General features: G+C 63.9%; 11 protein-coding genes and 1 tRNA gene. 6 read left to right on the forward strand and 6 right to left on the reverse strand.

Translation table 11 applies throughout. The features are described 5' to 3' along the window. Positions 1-4: 4 nt before the first annotated feature. Genes tssH through NMB43_RS07125 form a run of 5 tightly spaced genes read left to right on the forward strand, consistent with a single transcriptional unit; the run spans position 5 to position 9010 of the window. On the forward strand, positions 5-2713 hold the full coding sequence (gene tssH / locus NMB43_RS07105; protein ID WP_494351453.1) for a type VI secretion system ATPase TssH: 2709 nt from the start codon (positions 5-7) through the stop codon (positions 2711-2713). Further along, positions 2700-3089 (forward strand): Rap1a/Tai family immunity protein, encoded by a 390-nt coding sequence (locus tag NMB43_RS07110; protein WP_494351454.1) that lies wholly within the window; start codon positions 2700-2702, stop codon positions 3087-3089. Before tssH ends, NMB43_RS07110 begins: the two co-directional genes overlap by 14 nt. Further along, positions 3086-3577: a T6SS effector amidase Tae4 family protein gene (locus NMB43_RS07115; protein ID WP_494351455.1), complete on the forward strand. Its 492-nt coding sequence runs from the start codon at positions 3086-3088 to the stop codon at positions 3575-3577. Before NMB43_RS07110 ends, NMB43_RS07115 begins: the two co-directional genes overlap by 4 nt. Positions 3578-3606: 29 nt before the next feature. Beyond that, positions 3607-6531 (forward strand): type VI secretion system Vgr family protein, encoded by a 2925-nt coding sequence (locus NMB43_RS07120; RefSeq protein ID WP_494351456.1) that lies wholly within the window; start codon positions 3607-3609, stop codon positions 6529-6531. Between the two features lies 1 nt (position 6532). Beyond that, positions 6533-9010: a hypothetical protein gene (locus tag NMB43_RS07125; RefSeq protein WP_494351457.1), complete on the forward strand. Its 2478-nt coding sequence runs from the start codon at positions 6533-6535 to the stop codon at positions 9008-9010. Here NMB43_RS07125 and NMB43_RS07130 read toward each other — a convergent pair. Both NMB43_RS07130 and NMB43_RS07135 read right to left on the reverse strand, forming a co-directional pair. Then, positions 9007-10038 (reverse strand): formylglycine-generating enzyme family protein, encoded by a 1032-nt coding sequence (locus NMB43_RS07130; RefSeq protein WP_494351458.1) that lies wholly within the window; start codon positions 10036-10038, stop codon positions 9007-9009. The two genes, NMB43_RS07125 and NMB43_RS07130, sit on opposite strands and share 4 nt — an antisense overlap. 354 nt (positions 10039-10392) lie before the next feature. After that, a tRNA-Val gene (locus NMB43_RS07135) sits at positions 10393-10468 on the reverse strand. Positions 10469-10595: 127 nt separating this feature from the next. Here NMB43_RS07135 and gltX point away from each other — a divergent pair. Beyond that, entirely contained in the window at positions 10596-11981 is a 1386-nt protein-coding gene (gltX, locus tag NMB43_RS07140) for a glutamate--tRNA ligase (protein WP_494351459.1), read from the forward strand. A 282-nt stretch (positions 11982-12263) separates the two neighbouring features. Here gltX and NMB43_RS07145 read toward each other — a convergent pair whose 3' ends face one another. The 4 genes from NMB43_RS07145 to NMB43_RS07160 form a co-directional block, all read right to left on the reverse strand. Then, a complete protein-coding gene (locus NMB43_RS07145) occupies positions 12264-12587 on the reverse strand; it encodes a hypothetical protein (protein WP_494351460.1) in 324 nt (107 codons plus the stop codon). Positions 12588-12589: 2 nt separating this feature from the next. Then, positions 12590-13168 carry an adenylyl-sulfate kinase gene (cysC, locus tag NMB43_RS07150; RefSeq protein WP_494351461.1) on the reverse strand — a complete coding sequence of 193 codons (579 nt, stop codon included), beginning with the start codon at positions 13166-13168 and terminating at the stop codon, positions 12590-12592. A gap of 96 nt (positions 13169-13264) precedes the next feature. After that, the gene (locus tag NMB43_RS07155) at positions 13265-15316 is read right to left on the reverse strand and encodes a sodium-translocating pyrophosphatase (RefSeq protein ID WP_494351462.1); all 2052 of its coding nucleotides are present in this window, start codon (positions 15314-15316) and stop codon (positions 13265-13267) included. 122 nt (positions 15317-15438) lie between these two features. After that, positions 15439-16548: a GNAT family N-acetyltransferase gene (locus NMB43_RS07160; RefSeq protein ID WP_494351463.1), complete on the reverse strand. Its 1110-nt coding sequence runs from the start codon at positions 16546-16548 to the stop codon at positions 15439-15441. Between the last annotated feature and the right edge of the window lie 4 nt (positions 16549-16552).

A 16552-nucleotide genomic window follows, 5' to 3' on the forward strand; every position in this document is an offset into this window, starting at 1 on the left:
CACTATGTCCAATAATCTCAAGGTCCTGGTCGGCAAGCTCAATCCCGTTTGCCGCAAGGCGGCCGAGCGCGCCGCTGCGTTGTGCATGTCGCGCGGCAACTATGAAGTCGACCTGGAACACCTCTTTCTTGCGCTATGCGAGACCGACAACAGCGACTTCGCCCGCCTGGCGCGCAAATGCAATGTCAGCCTCACGGCCTTGGAGCGCGACCTGAACGCTGAGATCGGGCGGTTCAAGAATGGCAATACGCGTACGCCGGTGTTCTCTCCGCATCTGCCGGCCCTGTTTGAGCAGGCCTGGCTGATCGCCTCGCTGGATGCGGGCAATGCGCAGATCCGCAGCGGTCATCTGCTGCTGGCCTTGCTGACCGCACCCGATCTGGCCCAACTCGCCAATCGCGGCTCACGTCTGTTCGCGCAATTTCCGCTCGACGAGATCAAGCACAAGCTGACGGAGTTCACGCTGGGGTCCGACGAGGCCGTCCAGGCGGTCAGCATGGGCACTGCGGCGGAAGACGTGGATGCCGGCGACATGGCTGCGGCAGCCCAGGGCAACCCGCGCACCCCCGCGCTGGATCAGTTCACCACCAACCTCACGCAGCGCGCCCGCGACGGCAAGATCGACCCGGTGATCGGTCGCGATATGGAGATCCGTCAGGCGATCGACATCCTGATGCGTCGCCGCCAGAACAACCCCATCCTCACCGGTGAAGCGGGGGTGGGCAAGACGGCGGTGGTCGAGGGCTTGGCCCTGCGGATCGCGACAGGTGACGTGCCGCCCCCGCTGCAGGGCGTCGCCCTGCACACCCTGGACATGGGGCTGCTGCAGGCAGGAGCGAGCGTGAAGGGTGAGTTTGAGAACCGCCTCAAGAATGTCATCGACGAAGTGAAGAAGAGCCCCACGCCGATCATTCTGTTTATCGACGAGGCCCACACCATGATCGGTGCGGGTGGGCAGGCCGGGCAGAACGACGCGGCCAACCTGCTCAAGCCGGCGCTGGCGCGGGGCGAGCTGCGCACCATCGCCGCCACGACCTGGGGCGAGTACAAGAAGTACTTCGAGAAGGACGCAGCCTTGGCGCGCCGCTTCCAGGTCGTCAAGGTCGAGGAACCGAGCGAGGAGCTGGCTGGCGCCATGCTGCGCGCGATGAGCGCCCTGATGGAGAAGCACTTCAACGTGCGCATTCTGGATGAGGCGATCACCGAGGCCGTGCGCCTCTCGGCCCGCTACATCACCGGCCGCCAGCTGCCCGACAAGGCCATCAGCGTGCTCGACACCGCCTGCGCCCGCGTGGCCCTCGGCCAGAGCGCCACGCCCGCGCGTATCGAAGATGCCATCAAGCGCCTGGACCGGATCGAGGCCGAGTGTGCTTCGCTGTCGCGCGAGCGTGCCACCGGCCACGACCATGCCGTTCGCATCAAGGAGCTGGAGGCGGAGCGCAGCAGCTTGAACGCGCAACTGGCGGCCGATCGCGCACGCTGGGAGCAGGAGAAGGCCCTGGTTGAAAAGATCGGCGCGCAGCGCGCTGCCCTGGAGCATCAAGCCACCACGTCACCCGAGCTCGTGACGGCCGACGATGGCAAGAAGACCAAGGGCAAAGCCAAGGCTGCGCCCAGGAGCGATGCTCATGCTGAACTCGACACCCTGTCTGCCGAGCTACGCGGCATGCAGGGCGAGACGCCGCTGGTTCCGCTGCAGGTGGATGGCAACGTGGTGGCCGAGATCATCTCCAGCTGGACGGGCATCCCGCTCGGCAAGATGGTCAAGGATGAAATCCAGGCTGTGCTGACGCTCAAGGATTCGCTGGAGGCGCGCGTCATTGGTCAGCCGCATGCCATCGAAGCGGTGTGCCAGCGCGTGCGTACGGCGCGTGCCAATCTGGAGGACCCCAACAAGCCCAAGGGCGTGTTCCTCTTCGTCGGTCCGTCCGGCGTCGGCAAGACCGAGACTGCGCTGGCCCTCGCCGAGTCGCTCTACGGCGGCGAGCGCAACCTGATCACCATCAACATGAGTGAGTACCAGGAGGCGCACACCGTCTCCGGCCTCAAGGGCTCGCCTCCGGGCTACGTAGGCTATGGCGAAGGTGGCGTGCTCACCGAGGCGGTGCGCCGCAAGCCCTATTCCGTCGTGCTGCTCGACGAAGTAGAGAAGGCTCACCCCGATGTGCTCGAACTCTTCTTCCAGGTGTTTGACAAGGGCGTGATGGATGACGCTGAAGGGCGTGAGATCGACTTCCGCAATACGCTGATCATCCTCACCAGCAACGTCGGCTCAAGCACATTCATGCAGGCTTGCCTGAACAAGCCGGCGAACGACTTGCCCAGCCCGGACGAACTGGATCAGTTGATCCGTCCGCAGCTCAACAAGGCGTTCAAGCCTGCTTTCCTCGGTCGTCTGAAGGTGGTGCCTTACTACCCGATCTCCGACGATGTGCTGGAACAGATCATCCGCCTCAAGCTTGATCGCATCGCACGCCGCGTCGAAGCCAACCACCACGCGGCGATGAGCTACACCGACGAGCTGGTCGAGGCGGTATTGGCGCGCTGCACCGAGGTCGATTCCGGCGCGCGCAACGTCGACAACATCCTCAACGGCACCATGCTGCCCGAGATCGCCGGCAGCGTGCTCGCGCGCATGGCCGAAGGGCGCGAGATCAAGAAGATCAAGCTCAGTGCGAGCGACAAGGGAGACTTCAAGTATGCAATCAGCTAAGTCTCTCCAGGCCCTTGTCCCGGTGTTGCGCGGCATGATGACCTGCGCCTTGGGCCTCGGCATAACTGGGGCTGCGTGGGCACAAACCGCCTCGCTGTCTCCGGACAGCGTGAACCTCTCCGGTGCGGACTTCTTCGCTGCCTATACCGACAGCGACGCCGCACGGCGCGAGCGCGCCCAGCTTTATCTGCTGGGTGTTCTGGATGCCACGGAGGGGCGCGACTGGTGTGCCTACCAGGTGGCCAAGTCCGTCACCCTGCGTGAGATCGTCTTCGAACACTTGCGCAAGCAGAGCACTGCCCACCTGCAGAAGCGTGCCTCGGTCTTGATCACAGAGGCACTGCGCACCTCGCTCGCCTGCAAGGAGAAACGATGAAGCCCAGCTATGCAGCGCTCAAGTCGGCACATTTTTCATCGGACTATGCCCAGGCGTCCTATCTCTCCGGCGAAGCGCTGTACGCCATATTGGGCTATGAGCAAGCTGCGCTGACGCGGCAAAGCCCTGCTTATCTCAACACCTGCGCGGTGCGCATGAGCCTCGCCTTGCTGAGTGCGCAAGTGCCCTTCTGGGGGCGTCTTGTCGTCAAGGCAGGCAAGCATCAGGGTAAGCAGATCGAGCCGGGTGCCAAGCGCCTGGCTGATCAGCTCAGCAAGCCGCAAGCTTTCGGAGCGCCGGAGGTCTTCACCGACCCAGGAAAAGCGCTGGAGGCGCTGAAACGACAGCGCGGTGTCGTGTTCTTTCACCGGATTTCCGGCTACGACGGCGGGCATATCGACTTGCTGGAGCCCAGCAATGCGGGCGCGGTCTGCCATTCGCACTGTTACTTCAATTGCAAGGAAGTCTGGTTCTGGGCGCTCGTCTGAGCGCTTACCTTCATGCATCGAGCACCCTCATGAGCGCAAGCATTGCAGAAACCCTTCGCCAAGCCCTGCTGCCCGGCCATACCGACCACACCCGCCTCATCCGCCTGCATACCGGACAAGCTGCCGAAAGTCTCCTGGCGGCGCGTTTCGACGGGGTGGAGTGCGTGGGGCCCACGGCAGCGCATGCGGGCACAGCGGGCTTCCGGTTCCAGATCGAGACTCTCAGCCCCAACGCTGCGTTGCAGGCGCCCGATTGGTTGGGCAAACCCGTGCTGATCGAACTACTCACGCAGCAGTCGCGTACCGTCCTGCGTCCATTCCATGGGCATGTGACGGCCTTCGAACGGATCAGCGCCGACGGTGGTTTCGGTTACTACCGGCTGACGCTCGAGCCCTGGCTGGCCTTCCTCGGCCACCGCCGCGACAGCTTCGTCTTCCACGACCTCACGGTTCCCGAGATCATCGAAGCCGTATTTGCCGACTACGCGAGTCAAGGCACGCTGGTCCCGCAATGGCGTTTCGATCTGGCCGATGCCAGCGTCTACTTCAAACGCAGCACCTGCACCCAATACCAGGAAACCGACCTCGCCTTCATCGAGCGGCTGATGGCGGAGGAGGGCCTGTACTACTGGTTTGAACATGCGGCAGCGGGCGCGCTGGATAGTGCCTCGCACACCCTGGTGATCGCCGACCACCCCGGCGCCTTCCAACCCAATGCCCAGGCGAGCATCCGCTATCACCGGGCTGCCGCCACCGAGCAGAGCGACACCATCCAGACGCTGGTCTCCCGGCATGGCCTGGCCACCCACACCATCGAACTGGTCAGCTGGGACTACCGCAGCCTGGGCCTGCGCGAGGCCAGCGCCACTGCCGCGGCCGAGCCGCAGACGCAAGCGCTCCCCCTGGTGCGTTTCGACGCCCCCGGCGCCTACCTCTGGCCCACACGAGAACAAGGCGAGCGCTACGCCCGCCGCCAGACCGAAGCCCTCGACGCCGCGCGGCAGACCCTGACCGGCAGCGGCAGCGTGCGCACCCTGCGCCCGGGCAGCCACTTCACGCTGACCGACCACTATGACGCAGGCGGCGAGCGCTATGCCGTGCTGAGCGTGACCCATCACGCCCGCAACAACCTCCACCCCAGCCTCGCCGACAAGCTCGCCAGCCTGCCGACGCAGTCTTCGCAAGGTGGCACAGCCAGTCTTTACACGAACCACTTCAGTGTCCTGCCCGCCGCCTTGCCCTACCGACCGATCAACACCGATGGGCACGGCCTCCAACTGCATCCCCGACCCACGGTGCGGGGCACCCAGACCGCCATCGTCGTCGGCGAGGGAGGGGCTGGCCAGCCCGTCCACACCGATCGCGACGGTCGCATCCGCATCCAGTTCCACTGGCAGCGCGGCAGCCAGAGTCACAGCCGCTTGACGCATCCGTCGGGCGCGGAGGACGCCTCGGGTGACCGGGGCGCCTGGAGCTGGGTCCGCGTCATGACCCCCTGGGCCGGGACCAACTGGGGGGGGCACTTCATCCCGCGCATCGGGCAAGAAGTCCTCATCGGCTTCATCGAAGGTGACATCGACCGCCCCGTCGTACTGGGTGCCCTCTACAGCGGGCAGGGCGCAGAGCGCGCGCAGCACAACCAGATCAGCAGCGGCGCCGGTGTCGCCACCGGCAATGCCCCCGCCTGGTTCGCGGGCACCGACACACCGTCCGCCGCAGGCGCACAAGGGCACGCTCACGCCGCTACGCTCGCCGGCATCAAGACCCAAGCCCTCTCCGCCAGTCAGCGTGGAGCAGGGGGCTACAACCAGCTCGTCTTCGACCTCACCCCCCAGGAACCGCGCGCCCAACTCGCCACCACCCAATATGCTAGCGCGCTGAACCTGGGCGCCATCCGCCACCAGACCGACAACCAGCGCCTGGCCTACCGCGCCCACGGCGCCGAACTCATCACCCAACAATCCGGCGCACTGCGTGCCGGCAGCGGCCTGCTGCTCAGTACCGACGCCCGCCAAAATGCCAGCGGCACCCAGATGGACGCACGCCTGGCACTCACCCAACTTGAAGCCGCGCACGGCCTGCTCACCAGCCTGGCCGACTCCGCCCAGAAACAACAGGCCACGCTGCCCGGCGAACCGGCTCCCCCGCAGCTCAGCGCTGCGCAAGCCTTGGCCCACAGCCAGGCGGCGCTCGGCGACACCGACACCCAGAACGGCCCACATGGCGGCAGCGGCAGCGCACCGGCCTGGAGCGCCCCCCTGATCGTCGCCGAGTCCCCTGCCGGCATCAGTGCGCTGACGCCTCAAGACGCCATCCTGAACACCGGCGAGACCCTCACCCTCGCAGCCCAGGACATCCAGCTCACGGCACAGGGCAAGAGCGCCTGGGCGGTGAAGAACGGCATCGTGCTCTACACCTACGGCAAAGCCTCCGACGGCCGCCGCGCGGTGCAGGACAAAGGCCTCAAGCTGCACGCCGCGCAAGGCAAGCTGAGCGTGCAAGCCCAATCAGACAAAGCCGACTTCAACGCCGACAAGAAGCTCACGATCACCTCCACCACGGCAGACATTCTGCTGCAAGGCAAGAACGAGCTGCAGCTCACCGCAGCGGGTGCAGCGATTCAAATCTCGGGCGGAAACATCACGCTCACCGCACCGGGCAAGGTGTCGTTGCTCGGCAGCCAGCGCAACTTCACGGGGGCGAAGAGTGCGGCGGGGGAGGGGACCTTGGCAGGCACCGCAGCACTTGAGCTTGAAAAGTACGAACGTCTTAGTCTGGATGAGCAGTTCGTCTTGCGTGACAAAGAAACCCAAGTGCCATTGGCGGGCGCACCGTATCGAATTGAAGATGATGCGGGTGTCATCGTGGCGCAGGGTGTGACCGATTCAGAAGGCCGCACGCAACGTGTGCGTAGCGCAAAGTCTGCGGGTCTGAAAGTATTCTGGGATCGCTGATATGACATTTGCACAAACAATCAGCCCGTCGGCATTGAGTGGTGAACCGCTCGCCACTGGCAAGTACAACCCGGTCCAGAAGAGCATTGTCGATGTGCCGGTTACGCCAGAGCCTTTGACTTATCTACGGCTCGACACGGGCGAAGTCATCGGCGTACCCGCCGGTGATGTGGCCGAGCTGCATAAAGAGTTCGACACCTGGAACCGCCTGATGCACGAGCAACTGCTCGCCAATGAAGTACTGGCGCTCGCTGACGAGCGTCTGGAGGCCATCGCCCTGGCGCTTGCCCACAAGCCCAATAGCATTCCACAAGACATCATCGACGACGCCAGGCGCAATCAGGGCTTCGCTCTGGAGTGGCGCGAGAAAGCGACGGAGGCCGTGCGCACCGAGCTGCAGCGCCTGGACAAGCTCGACGGAACGGGCAAGAAGCTCATTGAACTCGTGCCGCTCATGGAGAAAGAAGGCGACAAGCCTTGGCAAGGCAAAGCAGCGGAAGGCAATGGTGAATGGAAGCGCAAAGGTCTGGATCTCACCCGCAAGTGGGGATTCCGTAGCGGCGTCGGACTGCGTGACAAATTCATGCAGGAAGAGCGCTACCGCGGTCTCGGCCCGCTGCGCTACGCCAGCAGCGACAAGCTCAAGGTGGGCTGGCCGAAGTTCAAAGACAAGAAGGCCATGAAGTGGGCCGAGGTCTACAAGCAAGACCCTGCGACCGGTAAGCGCACGATCGATCGCCAGAAGATGCGCCGCTATCTGGGCGAGCAGGTTCAGGAGATGAAAGTCAAAAGCACAGACTTCATCAAACTGGAAATCAGCAACACCGGCACGCTGGGCCCGGAGGCGCTGGCCAACTGGAACGCCAAGGCGCACACCAGCAAGGAAGGATCGGTGTCCTACAACGGCACCCAGCTCGCTGATATCGATTTCTCAGCCGAAGCTGCCGCCATGCGCTACTACAGCGGCGGTAGCCTCAGTGCGGAGATCGCGCCGCTCAAGGGCAACTTGCGCTTCAAGGCGGAAGGCGCCGCCGAGGTCGCGTTTGCCGAAGGCAAGATGGACGGACACCTCTACCTGCCCTCCAAGGCTGGCCTGATGCTGTGCTACTTCGATCTTGAGCAAGCCGCGCAACTGATGCGCGGACAAAGCATGGATACCGCACGTTACGACATGGGCGCAATCCGTCTCAAGGTGGGCGCCGAGCTCAAAGGCATGCTCGGCGTGAGTCTGGCGGGGGAGGTATCGGTCGGCGTCGAGATGAAGGACGTGGAGGTCACCGACGCCGACGGCAAAAAGAAGCACGGCAAACAAGTCAGCGCAAAGGGCTCGCGCAAGAAGGCTAAGCGTCGAAACTCAGCGGATGTTTCGGGACAAGGCGATGAGTGGAAGAACACGGCGGGGCTGGCGGCCGATGTCAGTTTCTTTGCCGGCGTGCGCGGCGGGCTGGAACTCAAGGGAGCGGTCGAATGGCGCAATCCGCATAGCGCAACGAAAAAGTTCGAGCTCTTGGCCAGCGTCGCCCCCGCCATCGAAGGCATGGCCGGCCTCGCTGGCGAATTGAAGCTGGCCGTCGAGTACGTCGATGGCGTGTTTCGCATCACCGCCCATGCCGGACTCTGTCTGGGCATTGGGGCCGAGGGGGAGATCAGCTTTGCCGTGGGCGCCAAGCAGCTCGCCAGCTTCATGTACTGGATGTACTACAACCTGCTGAATATCCAGTTCAGGAATGCGGAATTCATCTACAAGGAAGCATTCCAAGCCTTCAAACACCTGGGGTATCTGCTGGTGTGTGAGGGGGAGGCGATTGAGAAGAAGTTTGGGGTGGCCGTTCAAAGACTTCAACGTGACGTGCTCGACTGGGAGGCCAAGTTTGCGAAAGCGGAAGCCTGTCTAGAGCTCGCCGACCGCATCCTCGCCAATCCGGAGCGCGTACGTTTCAGCACGCCCGAGAGCAAGGGCATGCTGATCTACCAGCTTACGCGCCACAGTGCCGCCAACTGGGCCAAGGATGGCTTCGGGCTGCTCGACGATTACTTACCACGCCAACGCCGTGCAGCCTTGGCGGTGCTGGAACAAACGCAGGTCAAGCAGGATTTGCGCAATGTGATTCAGCACATCGGGCGGGACGGCGCGAAAGGGAAATACGAAGACAATCTCGCCGCACTCAACACCTTCTTTGCTGGCGAAGGTCCTCGTGGATTCAACATGCCGGGCACTCGTACCCGCTACGAAAAGCGCTTCGAGGAAATCCAGCGCGAGCGCAACGCGGGTTCCACAGACGCTGCGCGCAAAACGGCAATGAACGGTGACTTTCAAGGCTGGTTCGATACCACACTCGCTAGCCTGAGGGATGAACCGATCAGAGGCTTGCCCGCCGTTGAGAACTCATCAATTGCCTATGCCCTGCAAGATCGTGGTTTTGACCACCCGTTGTTTGCCTCGACTGAAGGGGGATTCTATAGCAGCACCACGGCTTAACGGATTGGAACGGCCAAACATCGCACAGATGGACTTTGAAAGTCTCGTAGTTTCTTCCCGTCTGAACTGTCTCTTGTTTCGGGGTCGTCAGACCGTCGCCACGTCGCCACACCAATCTTCAAACTGTCCCCATACGCCCAGCCACGCGTCACACGCTTCGTGCCGGTAGCAGGGCCTTGCGGATCGCGCGACGCTGATTCCTCGTAAGCGTCTTCGGCATACCAGTCCAATACCCACTCCTTGCCGTTGTACTGCATGTCATAGAGTCCCAGCGGGTTCGGTGGAAACAGCGCGATCGGATAACGCCAGTTCCAGGTGCCTTTCCTGAGTTTTTCCGCCTGAGCGGCATAAGGAACATTCCGCCCAAACTCGATATTCCCGTTGTCCGTCGGGATCATGAAGAACTGCCCGCGACTACGCGCCGCGTACTCCCACTGCGCCTCGGTGGGCAGGTCGAATTTGTAGCCAGTCAGCTTGCCCAGCCACTGGCAGTAGTCCCGCGCGGTCTGCCAGTACATGCCGGCCGGTACCGTAGGGTCGCGATCATTCGGGGCTTCGTCCTTGGCAAGCCGTGGGCGCCCCGTTGCATCCGTAAAGACGTTCAGCTCCGCGTAGGTCGCCTTGTAGCGCCCGATGTAGAAGTCCGACAGCGTGACCTCGTGCAGATGCTTGTCGTCCTCGTTGTAGGTCATGCGCGTGATGCCGGGGATGTTCAGGAGCGGCGTGAAATCCCCCATCGTGAAGCTGCCGCCCTTCACGAAGACCAGATCAGCCACCACCTTGGCCTTTAGCTTGGCCATGCGTTCCTCGACAGTGCCTTGCACCAGGTCTGCCAGCGCTTTGGCTAAGGCCTCGGGCTGCTGCGGAACGGGCAGTTTTTCCAGTGCGCGTTCGGTGATGTGGAAGTGATTGCTCTTCGGATTCCCTACGGGCGGCTTGACGCTGTAGAGCGTGGCGTCGGGGCAGGAAGCCCCAGGAATCGACAGTGGCTTGGGGCACAGCGACGCGTCGGGCGTCTGTGCGTTCAAGTTACCGCAGGCCGCGAGAAGCGTCAGAGTCAGGGGTAGTAAGCAACGCATGGGGTAGCCATTTTGTTTGAGGGCTACATGATACGTGTCAGGCTTTTCGCAATTGAAGCAGACCGTTGGGCGGCGCGCAGTGGGGTGTTTGTGTGGCACAGACAGGCTCATCCGCACCGGTACGAGCCGTGTGATCCGTCTCGCCAACAGGAAAACGTCAGCGCGGATGTCGGTGCTGTACTGGGCTTCACGACTCGCCGGACCCAGCCCGTGCGCTATCTCCGTACTACAACTCCGTGCAGAGTCTCGCGAGTCCAGGCGGAAAACAAAAAACCCGGCCGAAGCCGGGTTTTCTTGGAATTCTGGTAGGCGGTATTGGACTCGAACCAACGACCCCGTCCGTGTGAAGGACGTGCTCTACCAACTGAGCTAACCGCCTAAAAGACAAGCTGTTTTGCACCGCTCGTCTCAAGAGAGGCCGGATTATAGAGAGGCTTTGTGCGTAAGTCAAAGCCCTTCTGCCGTAAAATGCCGGGCTTCCCAATTGTGATCCGTCCCGTGCATCCATGAGTTCCGTTCGCACCCGCTTTGCTCCGAGCCCCACCGGTTACCTGCACATTGGTGGCGCGCGTACCGCGCTGTTTTCCTGGGCTTTCGCCCGCCGTCATGGTGGCCAGTTCATCCTGCGCATCGAGGATACCGACGTGGCGCGCTCCACGCCGGAGGCTGTGCAGGCGATCCTGGATGGCATGAGCTGGCTGGAGCTGACGCACGACGAAGGTCCGTTCTACCAGATGCAGCGCATGGACCGTTACAAGCAGGTCATCGGCGAGATGCTGGCGGCCGGCACGGCTTACTACTGTTACACGCAGCCGGAAGAACTGGAAGCGATCCGCGAAGCGCAGCGCGCGCGTGGCGAGAAGCCTCGCTACGACGGTCGTTGGCGTCCTGAGCCGGGCAAGACCTTGCCCGAGGTGCCGGCCGGCGTGCAGCCGGTGGTGCGCTTCAAGAATCCGCAGGAGGGGGCGGTGGCCTGGGACGATCTGGTCAAGGGTCGCATCGAGATCGCCAATGCGGAGCTGGACGATCTGATCATCGCGCGCGCCGACGGCACGCCGACCTACAACTTCTGCGTCGTGGTGGATGACTGGGACATGCGCATCAGCCACGTGATCCGTGGCGATGACCACGTCAACAACACGCCGCGCCAGATCAACATCCTCAAGGCGCTGGGCGCGACCGTGCCCCAGTACGCGCACCTGTCGATGATCCTCGGCGACGACGGCACCAAGCTGTCCAAGCGCCACGGCGCGGTTAGCGTGATGCAGTACGACGAAGACGGTTTCCTCAAGGATGCGGTGATCAACTACCTCGCGCGTCTGGGCTGGAGCCATGGCGATGACGAGGTGTTCTCGCGTGAGCAGTTCGTCGAGTGGTTTGATCTGGACCACATCACGCCCTCGGCAGCCCAGTTCAACACCGAGAAGCTGAAGTGGCTCAATGCGCACTACATCAAGCAGACGGAGCCGGCCGTGCTGGCGGTGGATTGCGCGCGTCGTCTAGCGGCGCGCGGTGTCGACACGGCAAATGGACCGGAGCTGAGTGCCGTAGTCGCGCTCTACCGTGAGCGGGTGAATACTCTGGTCGAGCTGGCCGATGCCGTGGCGCCGTATTACGTAGCCCCGACCATCAGCGAAGAGCTGGCTACGCAGCATCTGAGTGAGGTGGCGCGCGACGCGCTGGCCGCGCTGGCACAACGCCTGCAGGCCGCCGCCTGGGACAAGGCCAGCCTCAGCGCCGCGATCAAGGAGACCTGTACGGAGAAGGGGCTCAAGATGCCGCAGGTGGCGATCCCGCTGCGTGTGAAGCTGCTGGGCGTACCGCAGACGCCCTCGATCGACGCGGTGCTGGAAGTGCTGGGGCGCGAGCGCGTGCTGGGACGTCTGGGGTAGTTCGCTCAGCGCATTACATCGGATAGCCGAAGGCCCGTGCAAAGGGCTCCAGCACGGGCTGTTCGGCGGCGATCTGCGTGCCGTAGCGCTGCCAGCGATAGGTGGCGTGGCGATACACCGGCTGCACCACCTGGTGCTAGCTGGGCGTGTTGATGATGCGTTACTGGCGTGGTTCAGCAGCTTGTCGTCCCAAGCCAGGCGCCTGGCGCGGGTTCAGCGCGATGGCCTCACGCAGCAGCGGAATGGTGCCGCGAGGGGTTTAGGGCCAACGGTGCATGCCCTTCAGGTACAGCCATCGACCATGCGCGGATTGAGCGCTAGCGCCCGCTCGTAGGCGGCCACGCTGTCGCAGACATGCCCCAGGCATTGCAGCGCGGCGCCTTCCAGGAAATGAGATTGCGGCACCTTCGGCGCCGAGGCTAGCGCCTTGGTATGCAGACCCAAGCGGCGCGCAATCTCACTGTGCTTGACGTGCACTTCCATGTTGAGGCGGTCGCTGGCGCAGATGCTGGCGTACAGCGGTTCGGCCTCGGCTGGCCGGGTGGCCATGACCAGCGCGTCGGCCTTGCGCAGACGGGCTTCCATCACGGGGTTGCGCTTGGCCATGCTTAGCCCAGGCGGGGGGAAAGGTAGGCGAGCAATTGCGAGATCGCGGTCGCGACGTCGATGTCCGCCGTGCGCAGATGGACTTCGGGGGCCTCCGGCGCTTCGTAGGGGGAGTCGATGCCGGTGAACTGTGGGATCTCGCCGCGCCGTGCGCGTGCGTACAAGCCTTTGGGGTCGCGCGCTTCCGTCACGGCCAGCGGTGCATCGACGAAGACTTCGATGAACTGGCCATCGCCGAACAGCGCGCGGGCAGCGTCGCGGTCTTGCCGGAAGGGGGAGATGAAGGCCACCAGTACGATCAGGCCGGCATCGACCATCAGGCGGGCGACCTCGGCGGTGCGGCGGATGTTTTCGCTGCGATCAGCGGCCGAGAAGCCTAGGCCACGGTTCAGGCCGTTGCGCAGCGCGTCGCCGTCAAGCACGAAGCTGCGCTTGCCCGCAGTGTGGAGCGCATGGTCCAGCGCGACGGCCAGGGTGGATTTGCCGGCGCCGGAAAGGCCGGTGAACCAGACGACCAGTGGGCGCTGGCCCATCAGCGCGGCGCGGTCGGTGGGAAAAAGAGGGGGTGACGGAAGGCTCATGCGTTGACTCCGGGGAGGAGCGCGCATTGTGGCGTAATTTGGCCTCATTCGGCCTTGCAGACAGGCGGACCTGCCCGCAAGGCGCGACGGCTGGCTTTACAACAGGGGCACGATCAGCAGCGCGACCAGGTTGATGATCTTGATCAGCGGGTTGATCGCCGGGCCCGCCGTGTCCTTGTAAGGGTCACCCACCGTGTCGCCGGTGACGGAGGCCTTGTGGGCATCCGAGCCCTTGCCGCCATGGGCGCCGTCTTCGATGTGCTTCTTGGCGTTGTCCCAGGCGCCACCGCCGGCGGTCATTGAAATGGCGAGGAACAGGCCGGTGATGATGGTTCCCATCAGCACGCCGCCCAGGGCTTGCGGCCCCAGCAGCAGGCCGACCAGCACCGGGATCACGACGGGCAGCAGCGAAGGAATGATCATTTCCCGGATGGCCGACTTGGTCAGCATGTCGACGGCACGCGAGTAGTCTGGCTTGGCGGTGCCTTCCATGATGCCCTTGATCTCGGCGAACTGGCGCCGCACCTCGACCACTACTGCACCGGCGGCACGACCGACCGCTTCCATCGCGTAGGCGCTGAACAGGTAGGGCACCATGCCACCGATGAACAGCCCGACGATCACCAGTGGATTGGAGAGGTCGAAAGTCTGATGGCCGTGGCTGGCCTCAAGCGCATGCGTGTAATCGGCGAACAGCACCAGTGCAGCCAGGCCGGCCGAGCCGATGGCGTAGCCCTTGGTGACGGCCTTGGTGGTGTTGCCCACGGCGTCGAGCGGGTCGGTGATGGCGCGTACCTCCGGTGGCATCTCGGACATCTCGGCGATGCCGCCGGCATTGTCGGTGATGGGGCCGTAGGCATCCAGCGCGACGATGATGCCGGTCACTGACAGCATGGCGGTGGCCGCGATGGCGATGCCGTAGAGACCGCCCAGCATGTAGGAGCCAAGGATGGCCGCGCACACCGCGACCACCGGCCAGGCCGTGGCGCGCATCGACACGCCCAGGCCGGCGATGATGTTGGTGGCGTGCCCGGTCTGCGAGGCCGCGGCAACGTGCTGCACCGGCTTGTAGTCGGTGCCGGTGTAGTACTCGGTGATGAAGACAATGAAGCCGGTCAGCACCAGCCCGATGGTGGCGCAGCCGAAGAGGCGGATGCCGGCCAGCGTGTTGATGTGCAGACTGCTTTTGAGCAGGTCATCCGGCACCATCAGCAGGGTGACGAGAAAGAAGCCGACCAGCGCCACGCCACCCGCGAACATCAGCCCCTCGTACAGCGCGCCCATGATGCGGCGGCCGTGGCGCGACTTCACGATCAATGCGCCGGCGATGGAGGCAATGATGCCCACCGCGCCCAGCGCCAGCGGATACAGCGCGCCGACCGTGGGCTGGTCGACCAGCATCAGGGCGCCCAGCAGCATGGTGGCGATCAGCGTGACGGCGTAGGTTTCGAACAGGTCCGCCGCCATGCCGGCGCAGTCGCCCACGTTATCCCCCACGTTGTCGGCGATGACGGCCGGGTTGCGCGGATCATCTTCCGGGATGCCGGCCTCGACCTTGCCGACCAGGTCGGCTCCGACGTCGGCGCCCTTTGTGAAGATGCCACCGCCCAGGCGTGCGAAGATCGAGATCAGGGATGAGCCGAAGGCCAGGCCGACCAGGGGTTTCATGCGCTCGGCCAGTGTTGCGGTGTCTGGGCCGATCTGCAACAGCACCAGGTAGTAACCGGCCACCCCCAGCAAGGCCAGCCCGGCAACCAGCATGCCGGTCACCGCGCCGCCGCGGAAGGCGACGGCCAGTGCGGCAGCGAGGCCTTTACGGGCGGCCTCTGCTGTGCGCACGTTGGCACGCACCGATACGTTCATGCCGATGTAGCCGGCTACGCCAGACAGCACTGCGCCGACGAGGAAGCCCATCGCGGTGGACCAGCCGAGCAGCACACCCAGCGCCAGGAACAACACGATGCCGACAAGGGCGATGGTTGTGTACTGGCGATTGAGATAGGCCGAGGCCCCGGCCTGAATCGCCGCAGCGATCTCCTGCATGCGGGCGTTGCCGGCGGGTTGGGCGAGAATCCAGCGGGTAGTCAGCACACCATAGACGACGGCCAGCGCGGCGCAGGCCAGGGAAAACCACAGCACTCCGGACATGGGAAGCACTCCCTCGGTTGATTGGGTTGCGATGCGGCTTCAGGGCTTGATGGATGCCCTTTTCTGGTGCGGCGACGCTAACACCCGCCCGTGCGCCCGACTGCGCGGAGATTCCCCAAGTTCTATTTCTCGCGGTAAGCTGAATGCTCGGCCAATTCGTCGATGTAGTGATGCATGCCGGCCGATTCCCGCTGCAGGAAATGCCCGATGGCCTCGCGGAACTGTGGATCCGCGATCCAGTGCCAGGATTGCGTGGGTACCGGGTCCAGGCCGCGCGCCAGCTTGTGTTCTCCTTGCGCGCCCCCTTCGAAACGCTGCAGGCGTTTGCCGATCGCATATTCGATCGGGCTGTAGTAACAGCATTCAAAGTGCAGGCAGGGCACGTATTCCACGGCCCCCCAGTAGCGTCCGTAGAGCGCCTCGCCGTCGCGCATCGACAGGCTGCAGGCAATGTCGTGCCCCGCGCGGCGAGCGATCACCATTACGCAGGCGTCCGCCATCTCCCGGCCGATGGCCTGGAAGAAGGCTTCACTCAGGTAGGGGCGGGCGCCGTGCTGGGCGTAGGTGAGGCTGTAGCAACGATGAAAGAAAGCCCAGTCCGCTTCGCACAGTTGCGGCCCTTCCACTGTACGCAGCTCGACGCCTTGCCTGGCGACCTTGTTGCGCTCCTGGCGAATCTTCTTGCGCTTGTCATGCGACAGGGCCGCGAGGAAGGACTCGAAGTCCCTGAAATCCCGGTTGTGCCAGTGGAACTGCACGCCCTCGCGCTGCATCAGTTCGTCCGGAAGCGAATCCCCTGGCTGATCCGGAAACAGCAGGTGCAGGGAGGACACGCCCAGTTGCGGGGCGACTTGCAGCATGCCCTGTAGCAGGGCGGCGCGGTCGGCCGCGCCGCGTCCCAGCAGGCGCGGGCCGCCCACCGGCGTGAAAGGCACCGCACACAGCCATTTGGGGTAGTAGGCCAGGCCGTGGCGCTGGTAGGCCTCGGCCCAGGCCCAATCGAACACATATTCCCCCCAGGAGTGCTGCTTCAGGTAAGCCGGTGCGGCCGCAATCAGTATGTCGTCGCGCCACAGCGTGGCATGCAGAGGCTGCCAGCCGGTGCCAGGACCGACGCTGCCGCATGTCTCCAAGCTGGCCAGCCAGGCATGGCGCAGGAAGGGCTGGGGAGGCGCCAGGGCATCCCAGGCGGCCGCAGGCAGATCAGCGAGGGAGGAATGCAGTCGAAACACGCTA

This window comes from Uliginosibacterium sangjuense, assembly GCF_059132465.1.